At 56.1% G+C, this 15,527-nt stretch carries 13 protein-coding genes and 1 tRNA gene; 6 read left to right on the top strand and 8 right to left on the bottom strand.

Annotated features, from left to right (window positions below):
- Positions 1 to 10: 10 nt before the first annotated feature.
- The 5 genes from citE to ACTJI7_RS20540 are packed head-to-tail and all read right to left on the bottom strand — an operon-like array spanning position 11 to position 4,468.
- Entirely contained in the window at positions 11 to 886 is an 876-nt protein-coding gene (citE, locus tag ACTJI7_RS20560; RefSeq protein ID WP_048957281.1) for a citrate (pro-3S)-lyase subunit beta, read from the bottom strand.
- Positions 883 to 1,176 carry a citrate lyase acyl carrier protein gene (citD, locus tag ACTJI7_RS20555; protein WP_063155149.1) on the bottom strand — a complete coding sequence of 98 codons (294 nt, stop codon included), beginning with the start codon at positions 1,174 to 1,176 and terminating at the stop codon, positions 883 to 885. The genes citE and citD overlap by 4 nt, the downstream gene beginning before the upstream one ends.
- Positions 1,177 to 1,192: 16 nt before the next feature.
- The gene (gene citC, locus ACTJI7_RS20550; RefSeq protein ID WP_063155150.1) at positions 1,193 to 2,215 is read right to left on the bottom strand and encodes a [citrate (pro-3S)-lyase] ligase; all 1,023 of its coding nucleotides are present in this window, start codon (positions 2,213 to 2,215) and stop codon (positions 1,193 to 1,195) included.
- A gap of 10 nt (positions 2,216 to 2,225) precedes the next feature.
- Positions 2,226 to 3,089: a fumarylacetoacetate hydrolase family protein gene (locus ACTJI7_RS20545; RefSeq protein WP_045630636.1), complete on the bottom strand. Its 864-nt coding sequence runs from the start codon at positions 3,087 to 3,089 to the stop codon at positions 2,226 to 2,228.
- A 17-nt stretch (positions 3,090 to 3,106) separates the two neighbouring features.
- Entirely contained in the window at positions 3,107 to 4,468 is a 1,362-nt protein-coding gene (locus tag ACTJI7_RS20540) for a 2-hydroxycarboxylate transporter family protein (protein ID WP_063155151.1), read from the bottom strand.
- A gap of 345 nt (positions 4,469 to 4,813) precedes the next feature.
- On the opposite strand from ACTJI7_RS20540, the gene ACTJI7_RS20535 reads away from it, so the two are divergent.
- Positions 4,814 to 6,439: an ATP-binding protein gene (locus ACTJI7_RS20535; protein ID WP_041908310.1), complete on the top strand. Its 1,626-nt coding sequence runs from the start codon at positions 4,814 to 4,816 to the stop codon at positions 6,437 to 6,439.
- A complete protein-coding gene (locus ACTJI7_RS20530) occupies positions 6,429 to 7,121 on the top strand; it encodes a response regulator (RefSeq protein WP_047367414.1) in 693 nt (230 codons plus the stop codon). The genes ACTJI7_RS20535 and ACTJI7_RS20530 overlap by 11 nt, the downstream gene beginning before the upstream one ends.
- 44 nt (positions 7,122 to 7,165) lie before the next feature.
- Here ACTJI7_RS20530 and ACTJI7_RS20525 read toward each other — a convergent pair whose 3' ends face one another.
- Complete coding sequence (locus tag ACTJI7_RS20525; protein WP_063155171.1) at positions 7,166 to 9,304, bottom strand: ornithine decarboxylase; 2,139 nt, start codon at positions 9,302 to 9,304, stop codon at positions 7,166 to 7,168.
- 181 nt (positions 9,305 to 9,485) lie between these two features.
- On the opposite strand from ACTJI7_RS20525, the gene ACTJI7_RS20520 reads away from it, so the two are divergent.
- The 4 genes from ACTJI7_RS20520 (at position 9,486) to ACTJI7_RS20505 (ending at position 12,770) form a co-directional block, all read left to right on the top strand.
- Entirely contained in the window at positions 9,486 to 10,199 is a 714-nt protein-coding gene (locus ACTJI7_RS20520; RefSeq protein ID WP_063155152.1) for a DUF554 domain-containing protein, read from the top strand.
- Between the two features lie 95 nt (positions 10,200 to 10,294).
- Positions 10,295 to 10,370, top strand: a tRNA-Phe gene (locus ACTJI7_RS20515).
- 370 nt (positions 10,371 to 10,740) lie between these two features.
- Entirely contained in the window at positions 10,741 to 12,306 is a 1,566-nt protein-coding gene (locus ACTJI7_RS20510) for an S-type pyocin domain-containing protein (RefSeq protein ID WP_080461436.1), read from the top strand.
- Entirely contained in the window at positions 12,303 to 12,770 is a 468-nt protein-coding gene (locus ACTJI7_RS20505) for a DUF6392 family protein (RefSeq protein ID WP_048959540.1), read from the top strand. The genes ACTJI7_RS20510 and ACTJI7_RS20505 overlap by 4 nt, the downstream gene beginning before the upstream one ends.
- A gap of 238 nt (positions 12,771 to 13,008) precedes the next feature.
- Here ACTJI7_RS20505 and ACTJI7_RS20500 read toward each other — a convergent pair whose 3' ends face one another.
- Entirely contained in the window at positions 13,009 to 14,796 is a 1,788-nt protein-coding gene (locus tag ACTJI7_RS20500) for a hybrid sensor histidine kinase/response regulator (RefSeq protein ID WP_063155154.1), read from the bottom strand.
- On the bottom strand, positions 14,793 to 15,425 hold the full coding sequence (locus ACTJI7_RS20495) for a response regulator transcription factor (protein ID WP_063155155.1): 633 nt from the start codon (positions 15,423 to 15,425) through the stop codon (positions 14,793 to 14,795). The genes ACTJI7_RS20500 and ACTJI7_RS20495 overlap by 4 nt, the downstream gene beginning before the upstream one ends.
- Positions 15,426 to 15,527: the final 102 nt, after the last annotated feature.

Here is a 15,527-nt window from a genome sequence, read left to right as displayed (position 1 = left end):
TTTGTCATCCTTACCGACGCACGCCGGAAGCCGCCGCGCGCTCCAGCACCACCTGCGCGTGGTTAATAATTGGTGCATCCACCATTTTGCCGTTGAGCGACACCACGCCCAGGCCGTTACGCTCGCCCTCTTCTGCCGCTTCAATCACCCTTTTGGCATGATCCACCTCTTCCTGCGTCGGTGCATAAGCGTTATGCAGCAGGTCAATCTGGCGCGGGTTAATCAGCGATTTGCCGTTAAAGCCCATCTTGCGGATCAGATCGACCTCGCGAAGGAACCCGGCCTCGTCGTTAACGTCTGACCACACCACATCGAAGGCGTCGATGCCCGCGGCGCGAGCGGCGTGCAGCACGGCGCAGCGGGCATAGAACAGCTCGGTGCCGTCGCCGCGCTCGGTCTGCATGTCCATCACGTAGTCAAAGGCGGCCAGCGCGATGCCGATGAGGCGCGGGGAGCTGCGGGCAATCGCCACGGCATTGATGACGCCAATGGCCGACTCAATCGCCGCCATCACGCGGGTGGAGCCGACCTCGCGGCCGCACTCGCGTTCAATGCGCTCAAGATGGCCCTCCAGCTCGTAGATATCATCCGGAGTGTCGGTTTTTGGCAGGCGGATCACGTCCACACCCGCGCGCACGGCGGCTTCCAGATCCAGCAGGCCAAACGGCGTGCTGAGCGGGTTAATGCGCACCACGGTTTCGATATCCCGATACATCGGGTGCTGTAGCGCGTGGAATACCAGCAGGCGCGCGGTGTCCTTCTCACGCAGGGCGACGGCGTCCTCAAGGTCAAACATGATGGAGTCGGGGCGGTAGATAAACGCGGTGGAAAGCATGGCGGCGTTGGCGCCCGGCAGGAACAGCATACTGCGGCGGAGTTTGCTCATTTCAGCGCCTCCCAGTTGATGGCCCGTTCATCGGCGGCACGCATCAGCGCGCTTTGCAGGCGGGCGCGAATAACACAGTCCAGCGCCCCTTTGTCTTCAATAATGATTAATCCCTGGCGCACGTTCATGGCGCGCAGCGTGTCGTTGACCACCTGGCGAATTTGCTCGCCAAACTGCTTAATCACTTCACTGTGGATGACAATCTCCAGCTCGCCGTGAGCGGGGGCGATTTTCACCATCAGGTCGCTGGACTCCTGCGTTCCGGCCAGCGCCTCCCTTACAATATTCATGATAAATTCCTGATAGTTATGCGACTTCCGCACTCGCACGATAGTGTGTTTCGAGATGCGCGAAGGTGGAGTCCGGGACGATCTCCCGGATCCGGGAAAACTGCTGTGTCTTGAGTAAACGGCGCACTTCGGACGCCGAAATGGCGTTGCCGGTGGCCTTGATGCGCGGCATCTCCACCACCTCGATATGCGAAGCCAGCAGATCGTGCAGCGTCTGGTTGTACTGGCGGGTGATGTCGCAAAACGGCTCCGAGCCGATGAAGCGGTGCGTGATGCCGAGCGCCGGGGCGATGAAGTCCCGGAAGATCAGCACGTCGATCTCGCTCCACGCCTGCTGCACTTTGCCGGTCTCCTTCAGGAAGTAGGCCGGGAAGGTGGCGCGGGAGATGATGTACTGCGAGCCTTCATGCACCACCACGTTCGGCAGATGGGCTACGCCCGCGCGCACCATCTCGAGACGCGCGCTGAACGGGAAGAACGAGGCGTCTTCACGCACCACGAACAGATGCAGGGTATCGCACCGCTGCGCCGCCTGCTCCACCAGATGGCAGTGGCCGAGGGTGAACGGATTGGCGTTCATCACTATCGCGCCAGTTTTCTCCCCGCCCTTTCGCATCCGGCTTAAGGTACGGCAGTAGCGCGCGATCCCCTGCGGGGTGTTCTCCATCAGCACCGCGTTGTTCCCGCTCTGGGCAATTGGCCAGAAGCCGCTGCGGGCAAAGCGCTCCCGGTTGCACGGACGGGTGCAGAGGAAGAGGTGAAAATGGCCGCGCTCCAGCGCCGCATTTTCCACCTCTGCCAGCAGCCGCGCGCTGAGGTTTTCCCCACGAAGCTGCTCGTTGACCGCCACGCATTTGATGACGTTGCCGGCAAGTCCTGCGCAACCCACCAGCTGCGCGCCGGACCAGGCTTCGACAAACAGCGTGATGTCGTTGTCCAGGCCAAGGCCGCTGTCTGCCAGCAGGTAGCGGATCTGGCTTAAGCGTTCCGGGTGCTTCGCCACCAGCGTCTGGCGAAAATCGATGGGTTGACTGTTCATGCCGCCTTTCTCAGTGTGCCGCCGCAAGCCCGACGGCTGGCGCTTCAACAATCACGTTGCTCAGATGACCGATATGCTCGATCTCCACTTCAATGCGATCCCCCTCTTTCATAAACAGCGGCGGGTTACGCTTTTTACCCACGCCGCCCGGGGAGCCGGTGATGATCACGTCGCCCGGGCTTAAGCGGGTAAAGGTGCTGATGTACTCGATGAGCTCCGCGACCTTGTGGATCATGCTGCTGGTGTTGTCCTCCTGCACCATGCGGCCGTTAAGCCAGGTGCGGATCGCCAGGCTGTGCGGGTCCGGGATCTCATCCGCCGTCGCCATCCACGGGCCAAACGCCCCGGTCTGACGCCAGTTTTTACCGGCGGTGAACCAGGTGTGCTGCCAGTCGCGGGCGGAGCCGTCCATGTAGCAGCTGTAGCCCGCCACGTGGCGCAGGGCGTCGTCGCGGCTGATGTTCTCCCCGCCTTTACCGATGATCACCGCCAGCTCGCCTTCGTAGTCGAATTCGCTGGAGTGGCGCGGCTTCAGCACCGGCTCGTTGTGGCCGGTCTGTGAATCCGGGAAGCGGACAAACAGCGTCGGAGCCGGGTTGTGCTGGTCAAACTCCTTGCGCTTGTCGGCGTAGTTCATGCCTACGCAGAGGATTTTTTCCGGCTGCACGATCACCGGCAAGAAGGTGATGGCGCTCAGCGGTACATCCACCGCGTCGTTCAGGTAACGGGTGGCCAACGCCAGCCCGTTGCCCTGCAGCAGCGCTTTAAGGTCGCCGTAGCGGTCGCCGAGACGGCGGCCTAAATCAATCACGCCCTCGGCCTGGACGATGCCGTAGCTGCGTTTTCCCTGGTATAAAAAGCTTGCGAGTTTCATTGTTTTTTCCTGAAGACTTAGACGAGGAAGTTGCCCAGAATCAGCAGAGAGATTGAGACGTTAATCGCCCCGCCGATACGGGTAGCAATCTGGGCGAACGGCATCAGGCTCATGCGGTTGCCTGCGGTCAGTATCGCCACGTCGCCGGTACCGCCCTGTCCGCTCTGACAGCAGGAGACGATGGCGACATCAATCGGGTGCATACCGATCTTTTTACCGACGAAGAACCCGGTCGCCACCAGCGCGGAGACGGTGCTGATAATCACCAGCAGGTTGGTCAGCGTGAAGGCGGCCACCAGTTCATGCCACGGGGTAATGGCCACGCCGACGGCGAAGAGGATCGGGTAGGTCACGGAGGTCTGGAAGAATTTGTACACCACCTGCGAGCCCTCCAGCAGGCGCGGAGAGGCGCCGTTGCAGAGCTTCACCAGCACCGCCATAAACAGCATGCCAACGGGCGCAGGCAGGCCAATCAGCTTGTGGCCGAGCATGCCCAGCATATAGAGCAGCACCGCCAGCAGCGCGCCGGAGGCGATAGTCGTCACGTCCGCTTTACCGGAAAACGCAGGCTGAGAGACGGTGGCATCGGCATTCGCACGGTTAGGCATCAGCTGGCCTTCACCGGTCAGGTGCGGGTAGCGTTTACCGAGCTGGTTCAGGCAGCCGGAGATGATGATTGCCGTCAGGCCGCCGAGCATGACCATCGGCAGCACGCGGCCGAGCGCTACGCCCTGGTCCATATGCAGCAGGGTGGCATAGCCGATGGAAAGCGGAATCGCCCCTTCCCCGACGCCGCCCGCCATGATCGGCAGAATGATAAAGAAGAAGATCTGGAACGGCTCCAGGCCCAGCACCAGCCCCACGCCCATGCCAACAATCATGCCGACGATTTCACCGCACAGCATCGGGAAGAAGATGCGCAGGAAGCCCTGAATCAGCACCGTGCGGTTCATGCTCATGATGCTGCCGACGATAATGCAGCAGATATAGAGGTAGAGAATGTTGGTGGATTTGTAGAATTTGGTCGTGGATTCCACCACCACGTCCGGCAGCAAACCGTAGTAGACCAGCGCGGAAGGGATAAAGGTGGCGCAAATCGCCGCCGCACCAAGCTTGCCGACAATCGGCAGGCGTTTGCCGAACTCACCGCAGGCAAAGCCGAAGAAGGCCAGCGTCGCTACCATCACCACGATATCGCTCGGCAGCTTTCCGCCCAGGCAATCAATCGCGATCAGCGCGCCCGCCAGAACGAACAGCGGCAGAGGAATAATCCCGATTTTCCAGGTATCCATAATATGCCACCACCGCTCCTTGAGGGATGGCCGCTGAATTTCAATCGGGTCGTGGGTAACAGAGAAAGAATCGTCAGTTGTGCTCATAATAAGCCCCTTAGTTATTTTGTGCGTTCAGCTTAGAGTCACAAAGGCCTACTTTATGTGAGGAATGGCATATTAAAAGCGAAGTTTTAATGGCAGCTATGGTTTTTATGGTTTCTTTTATTTAATGTGATTTATGCCTTATTTATTATCGTGGTTTTTATGGTTTCTTTTCTTAATTGAACGACCAAATAACATTTAACGTAGCAGCATGAAGATCATAAGCCTTCTGGATAAATCATTTACAGCCCTTGCTGTGCAAGGGATCACAAGTTTCCCGCAAAGCGGACATCCGCATGAAAAAAGATGATATATTGACGATCTTTGCCGCTACTTTGCGTGATAGTTATGAAAGTCTCTTTCCAGATTAAGCTGTTTATTTCGCTCGTTGCCTTTTTCTCAGTGCTTTTTGTGCTGCTGGGCGGATATTATTATGCCGATGTCGGAAAACAGCTTTATCAGGAAATGAGTGCGCGCGCTAAAATACAGGCGGAAGAGATTGCGCTTATTCCGTCATTGCGTACTGAAGTTGAACAAAAAGATATCAACGCCATTCATGATTTCATGCAGAAAATGGCCGCGCACAGCGACGCCAGCTTTATTGTCATTGGCGATAATACGGGACGGCATCTTTTTCACTCCGTCTTTGCCGACAGGGTGGGCACGACGCTGGTCGGCGGCGACAATGAAGCCGTATTGCAGGGGAAAAGCACGACAACCATACGTAAAGGCGGGTTGGGCATTTCACTGCGCAGTAAAGCGCCCATTTTCAACGACGCCGGGCAGGTGGTCGGCATTGTTTCAGTTGGCTATCTCACCAGCTACCTGGACACCATTACCGTCAGTAAAGTGGTCAATATCCTGATTGCCGCCGTGCTGCTGCTGATCGCCCTCTTTGTCTTCTCCTGGTTCTTTACCCGTAGTATTAAGAAGCAGATCTTCTCCCTGGAGCCACGAGAGATCGGCCTGCTGGTGCGCCAGCAAAAGGCGATGATGGAGTCCATCTACGAAGGCGTGATCGCCATTGATAACGAACGGCGCATAGAGGTGATCAACCAGGCGGCGCGCAAGCTGCTGGGCCTGAGCCAGCCGGCCCGGGAACTGCGCGGGCAGCTGATAAGCCAGGTGATCGATCCGGTCCCGTTCTTCGACACGCAGACGATGCTGGCGAAAGACACCCATGACGAGATTTGCCGCTTTAACGATCTCACGGTGATTGCCAGCCGGGTACACATCATGCTTGAGGGGTCGCTGCAGGGCTGGGTGATCACCTTCCGCGATCGCAACGAGATCGACTCTCTCAGCAGCCAGCTCAGCCAGGTAAAACGCTACGTCGATAACCTGCGCATTATGCGTCATGAGCAGCTGAACCGGATGACCACCCTCTCCGGACTGCTGCATATGGGCCGCTATGAAGAGGCCATTCGCTACATTCAGGCGCAGTCGGAGCATGCTCAGGAGCTGCTGGACTTTATCTCCTCCCGCTTTAGTTCCCCGACACTTTGCGGGCTGCTGCTGGGAAAAGCCGCCCGCGCGCGTGAGAAAGGTGTGGAGCTGAGTTTCGACCCGGCCTGTCGGCTGGACAAACCGTTCCTGCCGCTGGGAGAGCAAGAGCTGATTTCGATTATTGGCAACCTGCTGGATAACGCCATCGAAGCGACGCAGCGATCGCCGCTCCCGCATGCGCCGGTGGAAGTGCTGATAAAACTCAGCGAGCAGGAGCTGATTATTGAAGTGGCCGACCAGGGCGTTGGCATTACCCCGGCGATCCGTGACCGGATATTTGAACGCGGCATCACCACCAAAACGCGGGGCGATCACGGGATTGGCCTGTATCTGATTGAAAGCTACGTCACGCAGGCTGGCGGCACAATAGAAGTTGCCGATAACATGCCGCACGGGACCATTTTCTCACTGTTTATCCCGGCCTCGGGAACCGTCCGGCAACTGGAAGATACCGACTATGCAACATGAACTTATCGACGTACTGATTGTTGAAGACGAGAACGAACTGGCACAGCTGCACGCGGAGCTTATCGGTAAACATCCGCGCCTGAGGCTGGTGGGGATAGCCGCGTCGTTGGCCGACGCGCAGCGACAGCTGGAGAGCAAACAGCCGAAGCTGATGCTGCTGGATAACTACCTGCCGGACGGCAAAGGCATCACCCTTATCAGCAACCCGATGTTGGCCCGCGCCAACTGCTCGGTGATTTTCATCACCGCCGCCAGCGATATGGACACCTGTAGCCAGGCCATTCGAAACGGCGCGTTTGACTATATCCTTAAGCCAGTCTCCTGGAAGCGGCTCAGCCAGTCGCTGGAGCGTTTTGTGCAGTTTGCCGAACAGCAGCGGGTCTGGAAGATTGTCGACCAGCAGAACGTGGATTCACTCTATCAGTTACAGGCGAAAAACTATCGTCTGGACAACGGCAGTAAGGGAATAGAGGAGAACACGCTGGCGCGGGTGCAAACGCTGTTTAACAGCAAGGCGGCGCACTGCTTTACGGTGGATGAGGTGGTGAGCGAGACGGGACTGAGTAAAACCACCACCCGACGCTATCTGGAACACTGCGTGGAGGTGGGTTTTCTGACGGTGGAGATGCTGTACGGGAAGATTGGGCATCCGAGAAGGATGTACCGCCGCGCAGAAGCCTGACGAAGTATTCCAGGCCCGGTAAGCTTGCGCCACCGGGCCTACGTTCAGACATTCAATACGTACCCATACAGCCGCTTAATCCCGTCCGCATCCTTCTCGCTGTAAACGCCCTGCAACTCCGGCGAGAAGCCCGGCAGCATATTAATGCCCTCTTCCAGCGCCAGGAAATAACGCTGTACCGCCCCGCCCCAGACTTCTCCCGGCACCACGCACAGCACGCCTGGCGGGTACGGCAGCGCACCTTCGGCGGCAATGCGCCCTTCAGCGTCACGAATACGCACCAGCTCCACGTTCCCGCGAATGTACTCCTGGTTGGCATCCTGCGGGTTCATCACTACGGCGGGCAGGCTCTCCCGGCGGAACATCGCCTTCTGTAGATCCTTCACGTTAAAGCTGACGTAGAGATCGTGCATCTCCTGGCACAGTTGACGGATCGTGTAGTCGCGGTAACGCACCGGGTATTTTTGGTAGATGGTCGGCAGCACGTCGGCGAGCGGCGTGTCGTCTTCAATATGCTGCTCAAACTGCCCCAGCATCGCCACCAGCTGCGCCAGCTTCTCGCTGCTTTCGGCAGGCGTCAGCAGGAACAGGATCGAGTTGAGGTCGCACTTCTCCGGCACGATGCCGTTTTCGCGCAGGTAGTGGGCGAGAATGGTCGCCGGAATGCCGAAATCGGTATAGTGACCTGTTTCTGCATCAATGCCCGGCGTGGTCAGCAGCAGCTTGCACGGGTCGACGAAATACTGCTCGCTCGCATAACCCTCAAACCCGTGCCATTTGGCCCCCGGCTCGAAGCTGAAGAAGCGACGCTCGCTCGCAATGACATGAGTGGGGTGATCCTGCCATGGCCGCCCCGCCACCACCGGCGGGATAAACGGTTTAATCATATGGCAGTTGGCGATGATGGCCTTGCGCGCCTCAATGCCCAGCTCAACGCACTCCGCCCACAGCCTGCGCCCGCTCTCGCCCTCGTGAATTTTGGCGTTCACGTCCAGCGCCGCAAACAGCGGATAAAACGGGCTGGTGGAGGCGTGCAGCATAAACGCGTTGTTCAGCCGCTTGTGCGGACAGAAGCGCGCCTGACCGCGGATGTGGTTATCCTTTTTATGGATCTGCGACGTTTGCGAGAACCCGGCCTGCTGCTTGTGCACCGACTGGGTCACGAAAATGCCCGGATCGTTCTCGTTAAGCTCCAGCAAGAGCGGGGACGTTTCCGCCATCATCGGAATAAACTGCTCGTAGCCCACCCACGCGGAGTCAAAAAGGATGTAGTCACACAGATGGCCGATCTTGTCGATCACCTGGCGGGCGTTGTAGATCGTCCCGTCGTAGGTGCCAAGCTGAATGATCGCCAGGCGGAACGGGCGGGCCTCGTCGGCCTTTTCCGGCGCCGCCTCGCGGATCAGATCCCGCAGATACGCGTCATCAAAGCAGTGCTCGTCGATCCCGCCGATAAAGCCAAACGGATTGCGCGCCGCCTCAAGATACACCGGCGTGGCGCCCGCCTGGATCAGTGCGCCGTGGTGATTAGATTTATGGTTGTTGCGGTCGAACAGCACCAGGTCGCCGCGGGTCAGCAGCGCGTTGGTCACCACCTTGTTGGCCGCCGACGTGCCGTTCAGCACAAAGTAGGTTTTGTCCGCGTTGAATACTTTCGCCGCGAACTTTTGCGCGTGCTTGGCGGAGCCTTCGTGGATCAGCAGATCGCCCAGCTTAACGTCGGCGTTGCACATGTCGGCACGAAACACGTTCTCACCGAAGAAATCATAGAACTGTCGCCCTGCCGGGTGTTTTTTGAAAAAAGCCCCGTGCTGGTGGCCCGGACAGGCGAAGGTGCTGTTGCCCATCTCTACATACTGGCTCAGGGTATCGAAAAAAGGCGGCAGCAATTCCTCTTCGTAACGGCAGGCGGCGCTCTCCAGTTCCAGGAACTCCTGAGCTTTACCCGAGATAATCGCCGTGACGCCATCAGGCACCTCTCCAGGCTCTTGCGAGAACATAAACACCGGTAGCTGAAAGCCCGTACGCTTCAGCAACGCGAGAATGCCGCTGTAGCTTTCAACAACGCTAATGACGACTGCCGCCACATCGGTGAAATCGGTGTTATCCAGCGTCACCTTTTCACGGTGCGTAGAAACTTTGGATACCAGCTCATGGCTGACGGCAATTTTCATGGTTTTCATAAGCGCAAATACCCTCACCGAGCGGTGAGACAGGGAGGAGAAAATTCGCGCAATCATGTCACTTTTTATTTTCACGCGCAAGAAGGAATCAGTATGCACGAAACCACCCAAAGCTAAGGCTCGCGCAGCCCTGACGTGCCATAATAATGCAATATCAATGAGTAAATAACAGGAGTTAACTGTGGTTATCGGGCCATTTATTAACGCCGGAGCCGTATTGCTGGGCGGCGTACTGGGCGCAGTGTTGAGTCAGCGGCTGCCGGAGCGTATCCGTTCATCCATGCCCTCTATATTCGGCCTGGCATCCTTAGGCATCGGCATCCTTTTAGTGATCAAATGCGCCAACCTGCCCGTCATGGTGCTGGCTACACTGCTCGGCGCACTGATTGGCGAATTTTGCTATCTGGAAAAAGGCATCAATAGCGCGGTGGGCAAAGCCAAAAACCTGATTGCCCGACCGGGCAAGGCGAAACACGGCACGCACGAGTCGTTTATTCAGAACTACGTCGCCATCATTATTCTGTTTTGCGCAAGCGGCACCGGGATTTTCGGCTCGATGCAGGAAGGGATGACGGGCGACCCAAGCATATTGGTTGCAAAAGCGTTTCTCGATTTCTTCACCGCCACCATTTTCGCCACCACGCTCGGCGTTGCCGTTGCGGCGATTTGCGTGCCGATGCTGCTAATCCAGCTGGCGCTTGCCACCTGCGCCACCTTGATTCTCCCGCTGACCACGCCAGCGATGATGGCGGACTTCACCGCCGTCGGCGGCCTGCTGCTGCTGGCGACGGGCCTACGTATTTGCGGGATCAAAATGTTTGCCGTGGTGAATATGCTGCCCGCATTACTGCTCGCCATGCCGCTCTCTGCGCTCTGGACACACTTTTTCGCTTAAGATTGCGGCGAAATGGCGAGAGATTGCGCAGTCTGTAACGAAAACAACATTTTTCGTTGACGGCAACGGGCAGATCGGGTTTAATGCGCCCCGTTGCCCGGATAGCTCAGTCGGTAGAGCAGGGGATTGAAAATCCCCGTGTCCTTGGTTCGATTCCGAGTCCGGGCACCACTATTCAGAAAACCCGCCCTTGAGGCGGGTTTTTGCTTTTGGGCATTCCGTTATATAGCGGGTTGCTTTGTCTGCTGATGTCCTTAGGTCTTTGTCCTGATCCCACTTCAAACCGATATTTTTTAACCTGCCAAATTTAGCTTTAGTCAACTCTTGGATATTATGTGCACCAAACCCATATTATTTGTGAGGGATTGTGGCAACAGGTTTTTTCCTGTATCACCTGGATAAAACCACCTGCGGGGGGCGCATTCTCTCGGGTGCATCCGATGATACCTATGAGACTGGCGGCGTGATACGTCAGCAGGTCCGGGTCGGCGACCCGGTGACTTGCGGGAAGCATGAGGGGCGATACCGCGTCTGTGGGGGTATGGGAGACACCTATTCGGTGAACGGTGCCCCGAAAGAGTGGGCGGGTTCACTGGATAGCTTCAGCTCCTGCCCCTGCCGGGCCCGGTTCGTTCCGACTGTATTTTCACACACTTATGAAAGTGACTGTAATGCCGGGCGCGTGGCAGAACGGGTGCAGATTGAAAAACGAACGAAGCCCGATGAAGTGCTAATCAATCCGGTCCCCGTTTTTGCGAAATCCTGCCTGCGTGGAGCTGGGTGTACCGACGCAGGAATTGGGAACGAACCCCAGGCAAACTTTGCAGCGATGAGTTTTTACCAATCATTGCCAGCCTCCCCGGAACCCTCCCCAAGGTCTGACGGCTGCGAACCGGAACAGCACGCACAGGCGGCGAAAAAGGCTAAGACCTCCTCAGGGGAGGCAGATGCAGCTCCTGAGAGGAAAAAATCCCTCTTCGACAGGGTAAGCGGCTTCTTCTTCGGTGAAGCGGAAGCTATGCCACTTCCCCCATCTCCGGTGGTAGTAGCCGGTGGTGCGGAGGCGGGTATGGCTGCATCTGCTGGCGGAGCTACAGCAAGACTGAATCAGGACGCAGCAAAGGCGTTGACGTACCAGATGAAACACCTGTCCGGGCCAGCGGTCTGGGAAAGCAGGTTTGAGCTGAATTTACCGTTCGTGGTCATGGGTGCGGTGCTGCACTCAATGCTGAAAGGTGAAAAATCTGACCTGTTAACAGCTGAACAACTGCTGGCAGTAGCCCGTAGCGGCGGTACGGTGCCAACGCGGGTACGCTATAACTGGGTGGAAGATTCGGAAACCGGACGGCTGAAGGCCGTGGGGTATCACACCAGCCCGGAGAGCGGACGCGATCAGGTGAAAGTCAGGCTGATGGATAAGCGGTTTGACGGAAAATACCGCTTCTGGGGCAACGGGCCGGGCGGAAAGGTACAGATAACCTGGACACCAGTTGATGCACCGGGCAGTACAGATGCCAGTGGGTGGAACACCGGGAACCAAAGCCCGCAGGTCGGAACGGTAGCGATACCGGGGCTTGAGCATCCTGACATTCAGGGCGTGACTATCACCACCACGCCACCGCCAGAGGAAAAGGACTTCCTGGACTACATTCTGGTGTTTCCGGGCAACGTCCCCCCGCCAATCTACATCTACCTTAGCAAACCTCCGGTAGAATTCCTTGAGGTCAAGCTATACAGTGATTTTGATGGCAGATCGCGGCAAGGCGAGTTAGAGGTTGACCATATACCCTCCGCTGCCGCAGTAAAGGCACACTATAAGCGGTTGCACCCTGAACTAACCCCTAAAGAGCTGAAAAAGCTCTCTAAAAGAGTAGCAGCTATCGGAATCCCGAAAGGGGTACACCGCAGTGATAGCGAAACTTATGGGGGCAGAAACACTCCTGAAAAAATAATTGCTCATAGCTATGATCTCCGTGCCGCAGCAGATCAGAACTTTGACGCTGAAAAACCAGCCTTGAAAGAGTACGGGGCTACAGATGAACAATTAGAAGAAGCAAGAGCAGAACTGCATCAGATTAATGAAAGTGTGGGGTTATATAAAAAATGACAGTAAACGTAGAGGCATTACTGAGAAGCATCGGTAAAACCTATCAAGAAATTTTCGATAATGGCTTAATCCCATACAAAACTAAGCCTAGTGGCGATTCTGGCGATCCCGTTCTTGAACTAGATATGGTCAAGGAAGGGGTTTATCTAGCATTCCATCGTTCATCCCGAAAACTATTCTGTGTGACGCTCACGCTTTTGGATGAGGACAGGCCTTCAGTGCGATTTCCAAATGAATTACCATCGCCGCTACAGAAGGAAATGAGTATTAGCTGGATGCATGAGCATTTTGACGCCCCGGATAAGTCCATCCCCCCCAAAATAATTGGCGGTCTTCAGTTTGGATTGAAAGAACGCTATACACTTGAGGGCTTCCACATCCCCCTATCAATGCAGGCTGCCTATACCGCAAGCAACCAAGTAGAATCGCTTACGTTTATGCCACTTACTGATTCCACTTGGTAATAGCCGTATATCACCACAACGGCTCCTTTCGGGGCCGTTTCCAACATTCCCTGCCTCTCTCGGTACAAGAAACGTGCAGATCACTACAGGAGGCTGAATCATGCACGATGAAATCATTAATCAGGCCCGCGAAATCCTCCCTCAGCGGCTCAACCATACCGACACATTGGCATCACAGCAGGACACCGCGAACTATCTGGCCCTACAGTGAAGCGCAATGCTGCTATTATCTATTCCCCTATCCACGACATCCTGACCACTGCGTCAGCAGCGCATGCAGTTTAGCCGGCTCCAGAGGTTTGCGCAGCACCAGATACCCTTCCTGCTCCGCCTCCAGCAGAACCGGCGAATTAAATTCGCCGCTGACCATCGCGCCGCTCATGTCCGGCAGACGTTCAAAAAGCGCTTTCAGGATGTCGAAGCCGCTTTCGCCGGATCGCAGGCGCTGGTCGCACAGCACGGCGAACGGGGTGAAGCCGTCGTCGATGATGGCGAACGCTTCTTCAGCGGAGGCCGCGCAGCGCACCTTGATTCCCCAAACGCTCATCAGGCTCTCCCAGGCTGACGTCACCAGCGGGTCGTCATCGACGACCAGGCAAGAACCGCGCAGCGGCGCATAGCGTACCGGCGCAGAGGCGTTGTTATCGGCGGGCGGGATGTCCGTCGCGATCTCTTCGCCAGCATATTGAGTGAAGCGCATCCAGAAGCGTGAGCCTTTACCTTCTATGGATTGCATTCCGTACTTCACCTTCATCAGCCTGGCACAGCGGGCAACCACGGCGAGGCCCAGCCCGTGTCCGGCGCTGTCGATCTTCCAGGCCAGTTCGGGGCGGTAATAAGGGGAGAAGATTTTACCTTTCTCGTCATCAGCGATACCGACACCCGTGTCCCACACTTCCACCAGGCACTCGTCACCGCGCGGTCGGATGGCAACCAGCACGCCGCCCTGCTGCGTGTAGCGAAGGGCGTTTTGAATCAGGTTAATCAGCGATTGTCGCACCAGCAGCGGGTCGCCCATCACGTGGATGCGGCGTTTGGGTCGACGGGTGGACAGCCTAAGTGCACGGCTGTTGGCCTCTTCGCGAAACAGCGTGATCACCGAGTCGAGCAGAGCGCCGATGTCCACTTTGGTAGGGGCAGTGAGCACTTTCCCGGATTCAATCTTGCTGAGGTCGAGCAGAGAATTGAACATCAAATGCACCGAGCGAACGCTCTGCTGCAGGTCAAGCAGCTGGGGCGTCAGGCTGTCGTCCCGATTTCGGTGGATAATCGCTTCAATCAAAAATCCCATGGCGTGTACCGGCTGACGCAGGTCGTGGCTGGCTGTCGTCAGGAACTGATTTTTATCCAGCAGCGCCTGCTCCGCTTCCTCTTTGGCCTGGCGAAACTGTTCTGCCAGGCGTGAGCTTTTTTCCTCAAGCAGCGCTTGCTGAATAAAGTACGCGTGCGACGTTAACGCATGGCGGTAAATGGCGAAGCCGTACAGCAGGTTCAGCATCAGCACAATGAATATCAGCTCGTCCAGCCGCCAGATGATGCCGATATTCAATACTCCCCAAGAGGCGAAGAAAAAGCACGTAAAAGTGCTGATGACCGGCGTCAAATGCGTCGCATTGGCGGCGACGATGGCGGCAATACTGATATTAAGGAGCAGGAAAAAGTCAAAGTTCTGCGTCTGCGGAGTAATTAAATAGAGAGATGAAATCCCCAGCCCGTGAATAAAAGCGATCTTATTTATGCGCGGAAGCCAGCGGCGCAGGACGTCCTCTTCATCATGCTCTTTCACTTCGCGCTGGTAGCGTCGGTGCAATATGCGGATTGCCACGGCACATAGCAGGTAAATAATTATCCAGATAATAGTTGGGCCAAGTTCATCGCCCAGCAAATAGATCCAGATGGCAAAAGGAATACCGACAAATGGCACCGCGCTAAAGCTGAACACCAGCCGCAAAAAAGTGTTGTTTAGCAAACGGATCTGCGCGGGAGATGAGATACCATCTTTCTGTAAGCTCTGGAAAAACCTCATTCTGATGATTCCCGCTTGCCATGCAGAAGCGTGATGGCTTCGACCCGGCTGTTAACGCCTATCTTTTTCAATATATTGCTGATGTGTTCTTTGACCGTGGGCTCAGAAATTGAAAGCTGCGCGGCGATTCGTTTATTTGGCAGGCCGCGCATAATCATATTTAAAACGTCTATTTGTCGCGGCGTTAAGTTAAATTTACTTAACTTCTCATTATTCGATTCAACGGGCAAATCGTTTCTCTCAGGAAACCAGGTCAGATTATCAAGGAGTGCACAAACGGCCCGAGAGAACATTTCAGGCGGTTCGCTTTTCAATACAAATCCGTGTCCCCCGGCGGCGTGAACTTTCTGCCAGATGTCATTATTGTCATCCCCGCTGACCACCAGGAACCGTACCTGTGGGTAATGTTGTTTTACTTCTTTGAGTAATTTCAGTGCCGTTCCGGACGAAAGCCAAAAATCGATTACCAGCAAACGCGGCGGGCCATTATCCCTAATTTGACGGTAGCAATCTTCCTCATTCGTCACCACGCTCGCCAGCTTAAACTGGCAATGTGAAATCAGAAAATTAGCGATGCCGCTTGCTACCAATGGATGGTCATCAACGACCAACGCATAATTCTGCCCCAAAGGATCCTCCTTTTACCTTCGCATATCTGAGTGTACAGATGAATTATTATCTACCCACCCTACTTTAGGAGGGTTTTTTCGATTAGGAAAGGGAAATATATT

It is taken from the genome of Enterobacter sp. 22499 (assembly GCF_052044815.1).
Taxonomy (GTDB): Bacteria; Pseudomonadota; Gammaproteobacteria; order Enterobacterales; family Enterobacteriaceae; genus Enterobacter; species Enterobacter bugandensis.
Note: the sequence above shows the minus strand (reverse complement) of the source record. Positions and strands in the feature narration are given on the sequence as shown.

Bases quoted from the DNA above. Each gene is read 5' to 3' on its own strand.
- citE (WP_048957281.1), bottom strand. From the start codon at position 886: ATGAGCAAACTCCGCCGCAGTATGCTGTTCCTGCCGGGCGCCAACGCC.
- ACTJI7_RS20530 (WP_047367414.1), top strand. From the start codon at position 6,429: ATGCAACATGAACTTATCGACGTACTGATTGTTGAAGACGAGAACGAA.
- ACTJI7_RS20535 (WP_041908310.1), top strand. From the start codon at position 4,814: ATGAAAGTCTCTTTCCAGATTAAGCTGTTTATTTCGCTCGTTGCCTTT.
- ACTJI7_RS20505 (WP_048959540.1), top strand. From the start codon at position 12,303: ATGACAGTAAACGTAGAGGCATTACTGAGAAGCATCGGTAAAACCTAT.
- citD (WP_063155149.1), bottom strand. From the start codon at position 1,176: ATGAATATTGTAAGGGAGGCGCTGGCCGGAACGCAGGAGTCCAGCGAC.
- ACTJI7_RS20525 (WP_063155171.1), bottom strand. From the start codon at position 9,304: ATGAAAACCATGAAAATTGCCGTCAGCCATGAGCTGGTATCCAAAGTT.
- ACTJI7_RS20545 (WP_045630636.1), bottom strand. From the start codon at position 3,089: ATGAAACTCGCAAGCTTTTTATACCAGGGAAAACGCAGCTACGGCATC.
- ACTJI7_RS20500 (WP_063155154.1), bottom strand. From the start codon at position 14,796: ATGAGGTTTTTCCAGAGCTTACAGAAAGATGGTATCTCATCTCCCGCG.
- ACTJI7_RS20540 (WP_063155151.1), bottom strand. From the start codon at position 4,468: ATGAGCACAACTGACGATTCTTTCTCTGTTACCCACGACCCGATTGAA.
- citC (WP_063155150.1), bottom strand. From the start codon at position 2,215: ATGAACAGTCAACCCATCGATTTTCGCCAGACGCTGGTGGCGAAGCAC.
- ACTJI7_RS20510 (WP_080461436.1), top strand. From the start codon at position 10,741: ATGGGAGACACCTATTCGGTGAACGGTGCCCCGAAAGAGTGGGCGGGT.